This window comes from Donghicola eburneus, assembly GCF_900115865.1.
GTDB lineage: Bacteria > Pseudomonadota > Alphaproteobacteria > Rhodobacterales > Rhodobacteraceae > Donghicola > Donghicola eburneus.
The window spans coordinates 1-16,249 of sequence record NZ_FOXY01000020.1 but is presented as its reverse complement, the minus strand read 5'-3'; the positions used below and the strand labels follow the sequence as shown (position 1 = coordinate 16,249).

General features: G+C 51.2%; 13 protein-coding genes. 9 read left to right on the top strand and 4 right to left on the bottom strand.

All coding sequences use genetic code 11. The features are described 5' to 3' along the window. Positions 1-11: 11 nt before the first annotated feature. Both BM225_RS20035 and BM225_RS20030 read left to right on the top strand, forming a co-directional pair. Positions 12-770, top strand: a complete 759-nt coding sequence (locus BM225_RS20035; protein WP_092465334.1) for a hypothetical protein — start codon at positions 12-14, stop codon at positions 768-770. Beyond that, a complete protein-coding gene (locus BM225_RS20030; protein WP_092465318.1) occupies positions 767-1,684 on the top strand; it encodes a hypothetical protein in 918 nt (305 codons plus the stop codon). Before BM225_RS20035 ends, BM225_RS20030 begins: the two co-directional genes overlap by 4 nt. A 257-nt stretch (positions 1,685-1,941) precedes the next feature. On the opposite strand, the gene BM225_RS20025 is transcribed toward BM225_RS20030, so the two are convergent. Together BM225_RS20025 and BM225_RS20020 are read right to left on the bottom strand one after the other, a co-directional pair. After that, positions 1,942-2,820 carry an RNA polymerase sigma factor gene (locus tag BM225_RS20025; protein WP_092465317.1) on the bottom strand — a complete coding sequence of 293 codons (879 nt, stop codon included), beginning with the start codon at positions 2,818-2,820 and terminating at the stop codon, positions 1,942-1,944. Positions 2,821-2,861: 41 nt separating this feature from the next. Continuing rightward, complete coding sequence (locus tag BM225_RS20020; RefSeq protein WP_092465316.1) at positions 2,862-3,470, bottom strand: tetratricopeptide repeat protein; 609 nt, start codon at positions 3,468-3,470, stop codon at positions 2,862-2,864. Between the two features lie 205 nt (positions 3,471-3,675). On the opposite strand from BM225_RS20020, the gene BM225_RS20015 reads away from it, so the two are divergent. The 4 genes from BM225_RS20015 to BM225_RS21705 all read left to right on the top strand — a co-directional run bounded on the left by BM225_RS20015 (position 3,676) and on the right by BM225_RS21705 (position 9,615). Further along, on the top strand, positions 3,676-4,086 hold the full coding sequence (locus tag BM225_RS20015; protein WP_092465315.1) for a hypothetical protein: 411 nt from the start codon (positions 3,676-3,678) through the stop codon (positions 4,084-4,086). Between the two features lie 1,035 nt (positions 4,087-5,121). Further along, entirely contained in the window at positions 5,122-5,721 is a 600-nt protein-coding gene (locus BM225_RS20005; protein WP_143095428.1) for a hypothetical protein, read from the top strand. Positions 5,722-5,828: 107 nt separating this feature from the next. Next, positions 5,829-8,795: a tetratricopeptide repeat protein gene (locus BM225_RS20000; RefSeq protein ID WP_177218669.1), complete on the top strand. Its 2,967-nt coding sequence runs from the start codon at positions 5,829-5,831 to the stop codon at positions 8,793-8,795. A 265-nt stretch (positions 8,796-9,060) separates the two neighbouring features. Further along, the gene (locus BM225_RS21705) at positions 9,061-9,615 is read left to right on the top strand and encodes a hypothetical protein (RefSeq protein ID WP_143095427.1); all 555 of its coding nucleotides are present in this window, start codon (positions 9,061-9,063) and stop codon (positions 9,613-9,615) included. 1,365 nt (positions 9,616-10,980) lie between these two features. Here the strand turns inward: BM225_RS21705 and BM225_RS19990 are convergent. Then, positions 10,981-11,289 (bottom strand): MarR family transcriptional regulator, encoded by a 309-nt coding sequence (locus BM225_RS19990; RefSeq protein WP_245780558.1) that lies wholly within the window; start codon positions 11,287-11,289, stop codon positions 10,981-10,983. An 830-nt stretch (positions 11,290-12,119) separates the two neighbouring features. On the opposite strand from BM225_RS19990, the gene BM225_RS19985 reads away from it, so the two are divergent. Continuing rightward, on the top strand, positions 12,120-12,725 hold the full coding sequence (locus BM225_RS19985) for a tyrosine-type recombinase/integrase (protein ID WP_092465310.1): 606 nt from the start codon (positions 12,120-12,122) through the stop codon (positions 12,723-12,725). A gap of 108 nt (positions 12,726-12,833) precedes the next feature. Here the strand turns inward: BM225_RS19985 and BM225_RS21700 are convergent, their stop codons facing one another. Beyond that, positions 12,834-13,439: a hypothetical protein gene (locus BM225_RS21700; RefSeq protein WP_143095426.1), complete on the bottom strand. Its 606-nt coding sequence runs from the start codon at positions 13,437-13,439 to the stop codon at positions 12,834-12,836. A 287-nt stretch (positions 13,440-13,726) separates the two neighbouring features. Here BM225_RS21700 and BM225_RS21695 point away from each other — a divergent pair, with 287 nt between their 5' ends. Then, positions 13,727-14,077, top strand: a complete 351-nt coding sequence (locus BM225_RS21695) for a hypothetical protein (RefSeq protein WP_143095425.1) — start codon at positions 13,727-13,729, stop codon at positions 14,075-14,077. 3 nt (positions 14,078-14,080) lie between these two features. Next, positions 14,081-15,916: a hypothetical protein gene (locus BM225_RS19965; protein ID WP_092465306.1), complete on the top strand. Its 1,836-nt coding sequence runs from the start codon at positions 14,081-14,083 to the stop codon at positions 15,914-15,916. The last annotated feature ends 333 nt before the right edge of the window (positions 15,917-16,249 follow it).

The following is a 16,249-nucleotide window of genomic DNA, read 5'->3' as shown; positions in this document are numbered from 1 at the left end:
TCGCACGTTCCATGCTTCCCAAAATCACCGCAGCGGCGCTTTGCGATCCGCTGTCGTCACCAGACTTGGTGCTGAAAAAGTCGGGACAGATTAAAATCATGTACGCGCCCTTCGATCACATCGAGACCGCGGCGCGGCTGGTCGTTGTCGGAATTACCCCGGGCATGACACAGGCTCTCAACGCATTGCGCGCCGCAGCATCCTGTCTGGAGCAAGGTCAAAGCATCGAGAACAGCCTGATGGCGGCCAAGTTAACGGCGTCCTTTTCAGGTGGGGCAATTCGCAACAATCTGGTTTCGATGCTCGACTCTATAGGTGTCGCGGACCACTTCGGCATTGGCTCAACGGCAGAGCTCTTCCGCCCCGGAGCGACAGATGTTCATTTCACGTCTGCTTTGCGCTACCCCGTCTTCGTAGATGGCAAGAACTATAACGGCACTCCGGATATGATCCGTACGCCGGTTTTGCGCGAGCAGATTGACACCCACCTCATGGAAGAAGCCCGCGCTCTGCCCAAGGCCATCTGGTTGCCCCTTGGCCCCAAAGCGGAAAGCGCAGTGTCCCATTTAGTGCGGACAGGCGCACTTGAGGGCAATCGTGTTCTTTCCGGACTGCCTCATCCAAGCGGCGCAAATGCCGAAAGGGTTGCGGTTTTCTTGGGCCGGAAGAAACCGGAAGAAGCGTCCAAGCAGACAAATCCTGCGCCGCTTCTGGCGGCACATACCCGCCTGAGTGCGCAAATCACCAACCTGACAGGAGAAGCCGCATGAGCAAGACCGGCGAAATCCCCTACACTTGGGAAGAAATCGAAAAAGGCATCAAAGACGCCATTCGCTGCCAAGCAAGCATCCTGGAACGGTTTGGCCCCAGCGCTGAGAAACCTCATCTCGCAGCGGACTTTCTAGGTCTGACCTACGATCCCCAAATGGACATGGAGGATCTTCCGGAGTTCGACATAAGTCGTCACGCGCTTCACCAGATCGTGCAACGGGCATACCAATATGCCTATCAACTGGATGGCTGGTGGGATTGTGGCTCCGATATCTGGCACGAAGTTGATGGGGCCCTGCAAGGCTACCCGCAAACGGATGCAGATGGCGAACGTTCTCCCTTCTGTACCTTGAACGACTTCCCCCTGCGCCGGATGTTGGAAACCTTCTTTGCCCGTTTCAGCCTGTTCGAGAAACACCTCGATCTCGACACGCGCGCACTTTCTCTGCTTGCCAACATGACCGTTCCGGCTGTGAGAACCTCTCTCAGCAAAGAGGGCTTCAAACTGGTCAGGATGCAGACCATGGTCCCAGACCGCGCCGATGAGAAAACATTCTACCTCAAGGCCAGCGATGCTCTGACGTGGCTCTCGCGTCGCCGCGGGTTCATTCCACAGCGGCAGCACAGCCAGGGAGACGGCCTTCAGGATGACATTGTCCGCCTGCTTTCGAACGAAGCTCTCGGATTTCCAGAGCGCATCGCTCAGACGACCAAGCTGTTGGGATACGACATCACGACAATGGCAGAGCATGCCGGCGTCGAGGTCGACTGGTTACTAGGTCTGATCGAAGGAAAGCCTGTGTCGCCCGATGTCAAAGCCCTCTGCGCACTCGCCAAATCCTTCGGCATTGCGGAGCCTGATTTCACCGGTGCAGGGGTGCGCCATTTGCTGGCAGCGGACTTGGAGGGGTAATCCCTCCATTTTTAGAGGGGTAGTTACGTAGAATCTAAGCAGCCTTTAATTTCTGCTCGGGGTTGGCATCCCAAATATCATCAAAAACGGCACCGCCCGAACTGGGTCGATTACAGCGCTTCATTGGTTCAGCGTCCATGCGCCTGCTGAAACTTCTCCCCAGCACAAAGAGCAAAGGCATTAATCCCGAAGATCAGTACTGAGAAACGGTCCAGAACTACAGTCAGAGCATAATAGCCAACTGCGCTGCTGAGTTCTTAACCCGTTTTCCGAGTTCTTGCTGCGTAGCCGTTAGCCACCAAGTGAACGTTAAGCCTTTCATCGGCGCGGGCAATGACATTGCGAATACTCCTGTCACTAAGCAACAGCATCTCGCCGAGAGCTTTTTGACTGAGGCTGCGCGCGCCGCAAAAGTTCACGCGGGACGCTGAATGAGCGAGTTGTCGGAGCTCATGCCTATCCATACCGCTTTTGCGAGCGAGCTCAACCACACGCGACGAAGTCAGCCTCTGGAAAGGGTGCTGCCCCCTAGCAAGCCTGTAAATCACCTGATCGCGTGGCGGTAGCGTTTGAATTGCTCGATCTAAAACGTCGAGGCCTTCCTTAAAAATCAAGGCCTCTTCAGCCGTTCCCGCATCAGGATCGGGGTAGGTCGCGTATTCACCACTTTCCATCGAAAGTGATTGTTCACGCTGCCGTTTGCGCATCGATCTTTTTTGGAAGGTGCGGCCAAAACCGAGCTGGCCGTTTGGCCAACCTACCATGGACAGTACCCATCCTTTAAGCAGGTTGCGGTCCCCGGCGTCATTGTCATGCTCGGCTGAAAAAGCGCGGTATGCAGAAAAACGACCCATGAAATTGGGAAAAATCTCTTTTAGAATCGAGGTATCTTCCTCAGTCAAGCGCTCAGGGTTGATACCCTGAAATTGTACACTGAGCACTTGGAAGGCTCTCAAGATGACGGCGCTGGCCATATCCTCTGCCTCAGCTTCGTTGAGTCCAAATCGATAGGCGCGCTGGATCAGGGTGCTTCGCAAAGATTCTAGAGATTTGCCGACGAGATTAGCAAAGGCCAGCCAGTCAGTTGGCCGCGGGTCAGCAAGATAGGCAAGAATTTGGGCATCTTGGGGGGTCATTGAGCACCTCCAGATTTAGACGATTACAGGCCAGTTCTGATTCATTGGTTGCCTCCGCATTCAGTGTCTAATCTCATAATGATTGCAGCCAATCTTGGTGCAAGCCCCGTGAAATCGGCGTCCGCTTCAATGTGGCGCTGCAGCGACATCATGGTTTCGCCCGACCCATCTCTCCGCCCCTTCAACACGGCTTCGTGTAAGAGCTCATCAACGAGGCTCACCTGCCCTTGGCGATGCGCACTCGCAATTCTTGCTAATACAATGACAAAACTCTCGGGGTTCAGATCACTTGCCCGTCGTAACGCAGCGTCAGCGCTTTCGTGGTCCAACATTCCTGCATAAACGGCGGAGAGATTCAGCTCTTCTTCTGCCGCCAGAAAAGGATCGTCGCCAGCGAGTTTACGTGCCGCGACGAACGCAGCAAGAGCCCCATCCCAATCCCCCATCGACCGCCGAAGGTGCCCATAGAGGCGCTGCCCTCTTTGATGAGTTTGCCATCCAATGCACCGGCTGAGCAGTTCCAGAGCCTCGTTGTATTCGCCCCTCGCCCTCGCTTCGTCCGCGGCACGGAATTCTGCGGGTAATTTTGACTGCCCGCAATGAGGAGGGTATGCCCTCTCATCAATGAGCTTTCTGATTGCTGGGTCCATGAGTCAGATCTCCTCTGTCAAAGCTTTAGAGGCCCGCTCAAAGCCGATGCGGAAGCAAAATAATTTATTTTCCGTTAACATATTGAAAAATATAATTAAAATTTAATACCCCGCTGAAATTCGTCCTGAAGTCTCATTTGGGTGCCTCAGTTGCTTTGAGAACGGACAATACGCTCCGCTCGCTTCAGATCGAGGAGATATAACCATGTCGGAAATTTTTCACGTCTCGCCCACTGTCTATATCAGCGTAAGCGCTCGCAAAAGCTGGCAAAGGACCAATATCTTTGTTGAAAAGGGTGATGTCTTGATTGTTACGTGGGACCAGAAGTCTTATTGGAACGGCAACCGTGACAATTGGCGAGAGGCTATAGAACATGGCCCTGCCGGTCCGACGGTGCTTGCTGCACTCGGGGGTGCAGACTACCCTATGCCCGGCGTTATTGAAGACTCTCTAATCGGCCGTCTCGGCGACGGCGGACCCTTTTACATTGGTGAACGTTACCAAGCCAAAGTACGTCAAGCAGGCGAACTGCAGATGACCATTAACGACCGTGGACACTATGACAACTGGGGCTCAGTCCGTATGGGTGTGAATGTCATTCGAAAAACAGCGTAACCCAGATAATGCAACATGATTGAGCCTTTGGCCACGTGCCAAGGGCTTTTCAGGAAGGTAGGTACACCTATAAGCGAAAATGAAGTTCCGGTATTTTCCAACCAATCAAAACTTGACTCATTTTGTTTATCGGCGCAGGCTGGTTCAGCCACATAATTTTAATATTTTTCAGTCTATAGTTGAATGGCCGACAGACGATTAGTTGAGTATCAGAAGGCATTTCCATGCCTCCTGACAGAGTTCTATTTCTTCTTACCAGTCTTACTGATAAGATTACTCAGAACGTAGACAGTGAACACGATCTGGTAAATCAGATCCATGTCTACCGAGGCGAAGCGACTATGCGCATGATCGAATTGTGTAAATTCAATCCATTTCACCCACTTCGCCACGCCAATGGACATATAGATCCATTTGGCACAACGTTCTATGAAAGACGTTACATACTGCATTACTACGACTCCTGAAGCAGCCCTTGCGCGCTAGTGCGTTCTCGAGTTGGAAGCTAGGAAAACGCATTACGGAGTTCGGAGGCTGGTGCAGCAAGTCTGTGCCAGCCTTTTTTCCGCCGGAGCGCGCGCATTGTCCTCCGGTCCCACATGAGTGATGTGGTGCGTGGACGCGCTATGTCGTTTTGCAGTTTCGATCACCCCCTTTCCGAATGGTGAAAATGCACGTTCGATCCCGCTCACAAATGAACTGAATAAATGCAAAAATCTCAGAGCAGGCTTTCGAGAGAAAAACCTTATTTTTAGTTATACATTCAACTTCCTAGCCTTGGCTAAGAATAGACTTCCCTCTATAGGCCGTTAATCAACTACTAGGTTCATGTATGCGCGAAGGTGACTAATGCAGCTGTACGCGCCTCGATATCGTTGATTCAGCCATTGCTTAAACTTCAGTGTGGATCACGAACTGCGCATCGAGCAAGTTCGTAAAATAACGGCGGACGTCAAAAAAGAGACACTTCCATATTGATACACTTGGATTTTTCAATATAACCAACTGTTATTAATAAAAAATCAGGTTTCGATGATGGCAAGAACAGTAGACATACCCGACGTACCAAAAGAAAAAAGGCGTAATCCGCAATCACTTAGAAAGATTATTGCGCATTTGATCTTCAGGCTCTTTAACGGCGAGAAAGAGAGAACCATAAATGAGCTGTCTACTCATCGCCAGAGATCCGGCGCGCGCAAGCCAGGATCCGTCATCAAGAGGGGGGTGCTTTACGGAATACTGAGCGACAAAAGTGATATAAAGTATCGTCACCTCGAGGCATTCGCCTACAAGGCTGGCGTACCTACATATGTTCTTCTTCTTTTCTCGAGAGCATATTCTGATCAGCAAGACATAAACAATTTTTCGAAAGCATACTCTGATCATCAAGACGCAACAAAGCGTTTAGAACTGAATCTGAACAAGGATGTGGATATAGACCTTCGCAATAGTTTCAATGACAATTCAGACATCCAAGAGCTTCGAAAAGCGGCTGATGAAGCCCGTCTAAACAAGGAAAAAATGATATTATTCTCCAAAATGATCCCAAGCCTTGTTGAAAGTCACTCTAACAATATAGAAGATATTGATGAATGGATTGAGACCTTCAAAGGATCTTATCACGAGCTGACGTAATAATCTCAAAAATATCCACACCAAACGCTTTTAATATATTGATACCGAGGTATTATATGCCCCCCCCTCGTCTCTCCCCGACTGCGCAAGCAGCAAGCACGGTCTTCGTGGATCGTGAAGACCCCAAGAGGACTTTTGAGAAGGCGCTACTGTCAATTCCTCGAGACGGTTGTTTGGTACGAACCTGGTATGGCGTTGGTGGACAGGGTAAAACGGCGCTTGCCCGCGAACTTTTCCGGATGTCTTCCGAGGAAGTAGACCCAAGCTACGCGCACCTCCGCCGTGCCATGGTTGATTTGCACGCTCGACCTGTCACCGATCCCGACCATCTCCTTGTCTGGATACGGAACGCCTTCTGCCGATCCGGCGTAAAATTTCCGGCCTTCGATCTCGCATTTGCGATTATGTGGGAAAAAACGCGGGGCGAAGAACCCCTACCCAAGTTCGAAAATGCTTGGCTTTTCCGTACAGGAGAGGGGTTCGCGGAGGCTGTCCCAGACGCTGTTACACTGACAAGAGAACTGGTGGCTGACACGACACAAACGATCCCGTTGCTGGGACCTCTCTTAAAGAAAGGCAGTCAGTGGGCTTTTGACCGCGGCAAAAGGGCTTGGCTTGAGAAAACGCGTTCCCAACTCAAACATCTCTACCGCGACGGACAGATGATTGAGAGCTATGAGATGTCCGATCTCATGCCATGGATGCTGGCGCAGGACCTCAACTACCATCTCGAGCAGAACCCAGAGCATCGCTTCGTTCTCTTCGTCGACGAATACGAACGTGTCATGGACAAAGGGGGCACAGGCGCGCGGTGGCGCGAGAACCACTTCGATGCACACATGCGAAAACTTGTCTCCGAAACGGACGGGCTGCTGGCCATCTTCTTTTCGCGCGAGCGTCTACCGTGGGGTGAAGAAGAGGCCTGGCGCAACGACCTAGAAGACAATCAGTATCTTCTCGGCGGTCTCTCAGACGACGATGCAGAAGATTGGTTACAGCAGGTTCCCATCGAAGATCCCGTGATCCGCAAGGCGATAATAAGCGGTTCCCGCGAGACGGATGCGGCAACTTCGCCGATCTTTCCGCTCATGCTCGATCTGCAAATCGAACACTGGAAGAATCTCGGGGAGCGCGCTCAACCAGAGAATTTCGCAGTCGCAGGGCGCGGCTTCGAAGCCAGACGACAGGAACTCGTGCAGCGCCTCTTGCGGGACTACGATGACCCAATTCAGGAACTCGTCACACGCTTGGCGCTTGCCCAACAATTTGACCGCGCCGCCTTTGCCCACATAGTGAAAACTTTCAATATCCCAATATCTCTTGCCGCTTTTGACAGGCTGGCAGATCTCTCGATCATGACGGTAGGCGAAGACGGTTGGCTCTCCCCGCATCGGGCTATTGCCGACGCCATCGTGCAGTCTGAAAAAGACGAGATCATATCTACCTCGCGTGAAGCACTAATAGAGAATTTTGAGGCAAGAGCTCAACCCAACCGCGTTCTTGATGTGACTGAGGATACCTTTAAGTGCTTGGTAGAGGCTGCACGTCTACGCCGACAAATAGGACTAGAGGGGTACGTAGAATGGCTCAACACTGTTCAGGGTACTGCTTTCAAAGCGCACCGCCCTCAATTCTTTGAGGGTCTCTGGAGACAAGCCCTCATCATGACACAGACGTTGCTTGGTGAAAGACATCCCGACGTCATTGCCAGCTATAACAACCTAGCCACTTGCCTGCAGGCACAGGGACGGATCGGGGAAGCGGAACCGCTTTACCGGAAGGGGCTCGAGATTTCACAAGCGACACTCGGCGAGACACATCCCGACGTTGGTACAGCCTACAACAATCTCGCCACTTGCCTGAAGGCACAAGGACGGGCCAAGGAAGCGGAACCGCTTTACCGGAAGGGGCTCGAGATTTCACATGAGATACTCGGCGAGGCGCATCCAAACGTCGGTACAGGATACAACAACTTAGCCAGCTGCGTGAGGGCTCAAGGTCACGCGAGGGAAGCGGAGCCGCTTTACCGGAAAGGGCTCGAAATCCGGAAGACAGCGCTTGGCGAGGCACACCCAGACGTCGGAGAGAGCTATGACAACTTAGCTGGATGCCTTCAGGCACAAGGGCATGCAGGGGCTGCAGAGCCGCTCTTCCAGAAGGCTCTCGAAATCCGGAAGACCGCACTCAGCGAGGCGCATCCAGACGTTGGGATCAGCTACAACAACCTAGCCCACTGCCTTCAGGCTCAAAATCGCGCCAAGGAAGCAGAACCGCTATATCGGAAGGCGCTTAAGATACGGCAGAAAGCTCTTGGCGAGGTGCATCCCGACGTCGGGATCAGCTACAACAACTTAGCTGGGTGCCTTCAAGCACAAGGGCATGCAGAGGCTGCAGAGCCACTTTTGCGGAATGGCCTAAAGATTTTTCAGGCAACACTTGGTGAGACACATCCCTATGTTGGAAATAGTTACAATAACTTAGGCGGATGCCTTCAGGTGCAAGGGCGTACCCACGATGCGGAGCCGCTATATCGGAAGGGTCTCGAAATCCGGCTGGAAACACTCGGCGAGGCGCATCCAGCCGTCGGGGATAGTTATAACAACCTAGCCTATTGCTTGCACGCCCAAGGGCGTGCCGAGGATGCAGAGCCGCTATATCGGAAAAGCCTCGAAATTTCGCAGCCGGCGCTAGGTGAGGCACATCCCGACGTCTTGGAGAGCTACGACAACATGGCATGCTGCCTTCAGGCGCAAGGGCGAGAGAAGGATGCGGAACCGTTCTACCTGCAGATACTCAAGATCCGGCTGGAAACACTCGGCGAGGCGCATCCAGCCGTCGGGATCAGCTACAACAACCTAGCTGGATGCCTTCAGGCACAAGGACACGCAAAGGTCGCGGAATCTCTCTACTTGAAAGGCCTTGAGATTTTCCAGGCGGTGCTCGATGAGACACATCCTATCATCGAGAAATGTTACGACAATCTTGCCTACTGCTTTGAGGCCCAAGGGCGTCATGACGAAGCATACGCAATATGGCAGCATATCAAGTCACAGCAAGAGCCCACCACTAACTAACACTATTGAAAAACAGAAAAGTCCGCTGCGCAAGCAACGGACTTCACATATCTGTCGACGATGAGGGAAGGCTCACACCCGCGAACCTCAAAGCCTTGTGTCCTAAATTTAGGACAGTATGCTCCCAGGGTCAATATTTTACGAACTCGAGCGTTCGATGCCTCACAATTTCACAGCGCAGCAGATCACAGACCTTGAGGCTGTTCTATCTCCCCCACGCTTTGGAACTTACTTGCGGGAAGCTGCAGGAGACCGGCAGAGAGCAATGGACTTATATTGCTGGAATACTAATATCTCTTCAGCATTTTATGTGACGCTTCAATTTTGTGAACTTTCCATTCGAAATGGCGCAGTAGAAGCTGTCGAAGCAGTTTTCGGCGCAAACTGGCACCTGAACCGCGGTTTTTCTTACACACTTCCTGTACCCAAACGTGGCTACCAGCCGAGATGCGATTTAGCCGAGTGCTCCAAACGCCTACCAACAGCAGGCAAGGTTGTTGCCGAGCTAAAGTTTGCATTCTGGCGCCATCTCTTCGTAAAGGGCCAGCAGGCCCGCATCTGGGACCGCGAACTGGCCCATTCTTTCCCAGGCTATGATCGCACATTGACGCTCAGCCAAGCACGAGCTTCTCTTTTTGACGACATTGATGAAGTACGGAAGTTTCGAAATCGGATCGCACATCACGAGCCAATTTTTTCGAGAAACCTTTCGGAAGATCATCAACGTATCCGCAGGCTGATCGAGTGGCGACGGCCTGGGGCCGCCGCATGGCTGGACGGTGTAGAAACGGTAACAGAATTACTCGTGGCACGCCCTTGATACCTGACATCTCTTCCGCTGGATGACCATAATTTAACACTATTACCAAGTCAGTTATGCGGCCCCTCCGGAGAACCACTTCCAAAAGTGTTAAAACGGCACGAAGGGACGGCAGACATTTGCTTTGCAGATGCAGACCAGAAGCTTGCATAGCATGGTTGCCACTGAAGTCCGTACCACGGCCTTACATTAACAGACTTCAAAAGCCTCTGCCGCCACCGGAGAACTTTCCGAAAAAAGACACAATAATGTAAAATTGATTAAAAATAAAAAGACCCGCAATTGCGGGTCCAACACTGATACGTTGGGGTTCTGATTGTGCTCGTGCGACACAACAAAACCCTAAGACAAAGTGAATTTCTAAGCAAGCCAGATAAATGGTCCTCTTTGCCTCTATTAACGTACTTCTTAAATGCATCATTAAAAATTCACATTCAAAAACTTTAAACTAAAATAATTGAATATGATTGAGTGAAGAAAAAATATGTCACAAACGGTATGCGATCAGCAACTTTCTTCTTCTTTGCAAAGTTTTATAATGAAAATATTATAAATCCTATCCACCGCGCAACTTCGGAACTCCGCACCCCACTCTGCACGGTATGGAATTCCATACCATACTTTTTGGTAAGTACAGGTTATCGAATGGTTATCTCGTGAGTGGTGGTGAGCCAGCCCGTAAGCGGTTTTATATCGCTTGGCTTTCCCAGAGATCGCGGCACACCAGTATTTTGGATTACAAGTGCCGTAGAATTATTTTAGAATGCAAACCGGCTGAAGCGCCTACTTCAGCCGGTTTTTTCTTGATCAGGAAACCTCCCACGATCCCCTTGTGGAAATTTCCTCTATAAAATCAAGAAAATGAAGTACATGGCACTTCAGCTCTCGTGGTGGTGATTGGTACTGCGTATAGCTTCGATAATGTTTCGTCAATTCAAAGCAGAATTAAAATATCAATAAATTTAAATGGTTAACGAAATGTAAATAAAAATTTACAAGTATCTCGGAGGATAAGTACCTCCGAGCGAGATGCGCTTTATGCGACGTCTTTACAGGATATGGCCGAAGTGCTCTCGCGGTTCAGCCTTTCTGCGGGCCAAGCAACGTGACGGTCGCACGGACACGCATCAACTAAATCGGCATCAGCCTCTTAGACGCCTCTTATACGGCGCATGAGCAATCGCTTTACTGGGAGGCAGGTCCTCTCCCCTCCAATTCCGGATAGAACGCCTCAGTCAGAACATCAGTCTGAGCTGCCCATGGTCGCCTGGAATCCGTGCCAGGCATCACCAGGAATGCGCATCCATAAACGCAAAAAGCCCGTACTGGCAGGTACGGGCTTTCTGGTTGGTCTGGCGATACCGGTCAGTGTTCGGCGTTGGCGCTCAACTGATACAAGCCGCTTTTTCGTTGCGGCGCGTGCTCGATAACCCCGTTATCAAGCAGGCGCTTCATCGCCCGGTGATAGGTCGCATGTTTCATTTTACGGACAGTTTCGTAGGTGCGGACGCTTTCAGATGAGATAAATTTTTCTCCGGACTGTTGAGCCGCAAGCGTGTGGAAGGCATAAAATATGTCCTTCTCATGCTGGTTCATGTCGTCGAGACCAAGCTCCCGCTCCAAGCTAAAAAGGAGTTGCCGCATTGCGGCCAGCTGCTTGACTTCACTATTCATATGTATACCCCAGGTAACGTTTAATAGTAATCTTAACTAATACGTTATTATTAGCATGCGTTTTCGCATGAGACTAGAGTTATCGTTAAGATTGCGTTAACAATTTCAACGCTGGCGCCCGCTCAGCCCCTTAAAATGCACTCTATATTGGATCCCTATAGGGCTTCGACACTCTATCTGCCTCATATTCGAGGCAAGCAGTTTCACGTGTTGCCGCCCATCACCGCACGAGTTCTCTCGCAAACACATCTCATACTTGCAATATTTCCAAGACAGCCGCACAAACGCCTATGCAGGGAAAACATATTTTTGTTTTCCATATTTGCATTAAATGAGCGCAGCCTTGCGAAGCAACAATTGTTCATTGTCCGAACGAAAGGCGGATATATGTGATGTTCATGAGAACCAGGACGTTTTCAGCAGTCTTGTCATCGCGGGTTGCGACAGGCCAAGTCGTCTGAGTTTATTTAAGCAGCGCCGTGTCGCGTCCGCCTCGAGCGTGCTGACAAACGAGCACCATCGCAAACGGGTGCCGCCTGGACCGCGTCGCCATCCCGGAACGAGCAGCAATCCAAGGCGAAGCGGACAAGATCGCGGAAGCAACGAACATAACTGGAATAGGGGTCAGTTCTCGGCGCGACCCAACGCCTTGCTGCCCTGAACGCTTCTGATGTGTTGGATCACAGGAGAGGTGAAGAGGGGCAGTGGCGCTTCGATTTTACACTATTAGCAATAGTGTTAAACGCGGCCGCGCGGCGCCACCGTAATTGGCCGCACGAAGCGCCAAGATCGGCTTCCGGATTTAACAGTTTTCATGCAAACTGTTCACTATGTCCGAAATGCGCCTCTATGACCCCGCCGGAAACCGGCTCTATTTGAACGCCGAAGAGCGGTCTGCCTTCCTCGCCGCGGCCCGGCGCCAACCGGCGCGGGACCGGACCCTTTGCGAGACGCTGCACTGGACGGGGTGTCGGCCGTCAGAGCTTATCGAGATCACTCCGGCCAGAGTCGATCTCTCAGGTGGGACTGTCACCCTCCGCAGTCTGAAGAAGCGGAAGGAAGTTTCGGGCAAAGACAAAATCATCTTTCGATCCGTCCCGGTGCCGGCAGAGTTCCTCGACACCCTGAATACCGCGCATGGCATCCGGGAAGCGCAGCGCTCCCGCAAAAAATCCGCGCTGCCCATCTGGGATCTTAGCCGCGTGCGCATCTGGCAGATCGTGAAGGGGGTCATGATCGCAGCCGGCATTCCCGATGCGCCCCACCGTTCCCCCAAAGGCCTCCGCCACGGGTTCGGGGTTCACGCCACTGTACAGGGTGTGCCCTTGCACATGTTGCAGCGTTGGCTCGGGCATGCACAATTGTCCACAACCGCAATCTACGCCGACGCCGTCGGCAAGGAAGAGCAAGATATCGCAGCGCGTATGTGGGGGTAAAGCATCTTAGTCGCTCCGACCTGCCTCACAGCTGGAGTTGCTTGTAATAAACGCACGGCTACTTTGGGACCGCTAGTTTATCCTGAGCGAATACAGACCTTTAGGTGTCTAACTGATCCCATCAGCGCCGATTGCACGGTCATATATTAAGGCGAGAAGATCATTTCTCTTTTCCAGTTGGATTTGCACCTGTTCCGCCAAAACATCTTTACGTTTTTGATCTACTGCCCCGGATCTCTCTGCGCGCCAGCTTTCTATTTTTGCGATGGTAGAAAAGTAGGTAGACAGCAGATCTGCGTCCGAAAAGCTAAGAAATTTAAGGCTACTGTGCCGCTTTAGCCAAGGATGGGACGGAGTTGCGCGGGGAACCTGCTTTTTAATTGGCTGAGAGGCGCGCTGAGGGACAGGTATCTGACCCTTCGAAGGCATCAGCCTCCCCCTGCCACGCACAATCTTTACTGTTCCAGGAATACCTGTGGGGCCTACTGACTTGTGGTGCTTTGCCAAGCTCCGGCGTCGCGCCTCGATCCTTAATTCCCTTAAAATTTCTTCGGGATTGCGAGATGCCTTCTCGCCCCCCCTGTAGGTTGCCAGAAAACTCGCAACAAAGGCGGCAGCATCTGCAGCAGATGCCTCATCACGTTTTTTATCGGCATTGTACTTGGATGGTGAACGATCTGGTTTGTAGTGCGGATCGAAAAACTTTCGAGACATCTCCAAAGGCCCCTTGTCTCAAATCTATACTTCGAAGGTTCTCCCATCGGAGGCCTCTGTCAAGCTTGGATAGAGAGTGCAACCTGACACTCAACCAAAGACCTGAGCTGTTCACGCACCACATGAACTGCTCCAGGACTTCATGATCCAAGCCACTAACCCCAAATACATCAGATTTTTTCTCCAAAAATCTCCATTTTTACCCCCAAAAAAATCCCCAAAATGCGGGAGACCTTCAACAAATCTGATGGCATGCTCTTCCTATCCACCCCACTAGGACTTCAAAGATGCAATACTCCACACGCCCCACAGTACACGTCACCCGCTCGCTCCATGCCGAAGAACGCATTGCTCAACGCGGAATATGTTCAGAAGCTCTGGCACTTGTTGCCCTGTATGGAAAAGCCTTCCCTGCTGGCGGAGGATGCGAAAAGCGGAAGGTTCATATCAAGCAAATGAGCGAGTTATGCGAAGCTGGGTACAAGCTGCACGTTATTGAACGCGCCATGAACTTGACTGCCGTATTCAGTCCGGAAGGCGAATTGATCACCTGCTATAAAGGCGCTCCCAACAAAGCCCCAGCCCTCCGAACCCGCGGTCGCAAAGCAGCTCGCATGACACGTCAGGCGCGGAAGTAAGTCATGAACAATCGCATTATTGATGCCAGCAACCGTTTTCCGGCTCGGAGGAGCAAGGCTTGTGAGCAGGACCCGCTTGCACACGAAGCCACCAAAGCAGCTCGTCAACGACAAGAGGCAGAAGCTTTGAGGACTGCTTTGGTCGCAACCCCTCGGCTGAATAAAGCTGACCGAGCAGTTCTCGCGCGAAACATCGGACGTGCGATTGAGCGAAGTGATAGCAAGAAGCGTCCGACACAAATTGCCAGTCAACTTTTTCGAACTCTTTACGGGGAAGAAGGAGGTGCTTCAAAAGAGAAGAAAAGAAAACGTTACATCCGCTTCGAAGGGGAGCGCCTCTCCGAACAAGAAATGGAAACGCTGGCGGCCCGCGGAAGCGAATTTTTACGCCTCATTGAGGGCTTGGCGGATCTCAAGACAGATGGTCGTGATCCAGACATCAAGCGCAATCAGATGCTCTTATTTGTTTGCGACGGCACGTCTTTCTCCGGGCCAAATCGTCCACGGATTGATCCAGACATCGACCTTCGTGACCTATTTCAAACAGTCATGGACCAATTCCTCGATAAGATTGCGCGCGAGACAGATATTATCGAATACCTCGAAGAAATGCAGAAATATAGCGTTCGAACACATCCACATACCCGCGACGACTGCACGGATGATTTACTGGAGCGACTGCATCTCCAAACCTTTCCTGTAGAACGCTTCGAACATGCCCCTAATGAAGACAAGGGAAGCTATGCAGATTATTCACGTCTGCGTTTGTATGGATTTGATCCCCTCAGCGAAGCACCATCCAGGCTTTTCCCAGAAATGCGCATTGCCCGACTTTACGTACCTCGCCGCGTTCTTTGCTTTTCAGAGGGTGTAAAGACCGAAGACATTCAAAAGATCCGCAAACACACACCCTCGGCAGAAGATCTCAAGGCGCTCCAAGTCGAAAGGAACCCCGAAAGCGTCGCGCTCGATGAACTAACTGACTGGGTCGCAGAAAAAATCTGGCGCACTTCGAAAGAATACGATCTTTGGAAAAGAGCGATCTTACGGTCCGGAGCGGATCCAGAAACCCTAGATTGGGCATCATTTGACCGACCTACGAATGAACTCGACGAACTGCATGGCACGACTAACCCGAATGTCGAGTGGCGCATTTTTTGGCAAACCATGAATGTTGATTTGCACCTCACTGCAGAAGGCAGCCCCGATGCGCTCCGCTTTGCCCTCAGCTTTAATGGAGTTAAAGATGGGCACTGGACACACGCAACGAGAGAACTTGCCCATCCTCATTTCGATGACATCCCGAAGAAAAGATTGACAAATTCTACTGTCCTTGACCTAGAGAACGACTATATTCCTTGGGTAGAGGATGGAGGCTTCAGCTATCCTTGCAGGGGTATCTCTCATTTCCACTACGCAGAAGATGGCGAATATCTTTGGACAGATGACTTCGAAGAGCCTCAGCCACTTGATTTGGATTTTCTTGAAAGCAAGGTCATGGTGCCACTGCACTCACAAGAAGCATGGAACCTTTTGACGGCTAAAATGAAGGATTGGACATCTTATCAATCTACAAAACTTTACACGAGAGACTCTTTCGACCCAACACTTTCGTTGCGAATTTTGTTTGAGGCACCTGAAAAATGGACCCTAGCCCCCGATGGTTCTTTGGCCGGACATATCTTGTCTAACCTAGCCCATGGTCAGGGAGGCGATAGGTTAGATCAGAAAATTATTTCAAACACAAATAACCTTATTGAATGCTTCAAAAATATGATTGACGAAAAAAGAAAAGAATTCAAAAAATCCTTGAGCGAAAACGGTTACATTTTAAACTAAAAATGATCCAAAGAAATTTTCTACGAGCCGACATAGAAAGGCCTACAATCCGGCTGCTGTTACCAAACGGGCGCTGTTGACCGCGGACAACTCTGCTTAATACACCACTCAAGGATCTCTCCAGTTGGCGCAGTTGTCCATGGACAACTGCGAACGAGCTGTCAGCCGACGCTTTCTTTCCTAGAAGAGTGATCCGCCATGGCCAATTCCGAAAAATGATTCGTCTAATGGTTTATCTAAGTGGTGAAGTTGTCCATGGACAACTCCGCTTAAGACACCACTCAAGGATTTCTCCAGTTGGCGCAGTTGTCCATGGACAACTGCGAACGAGCT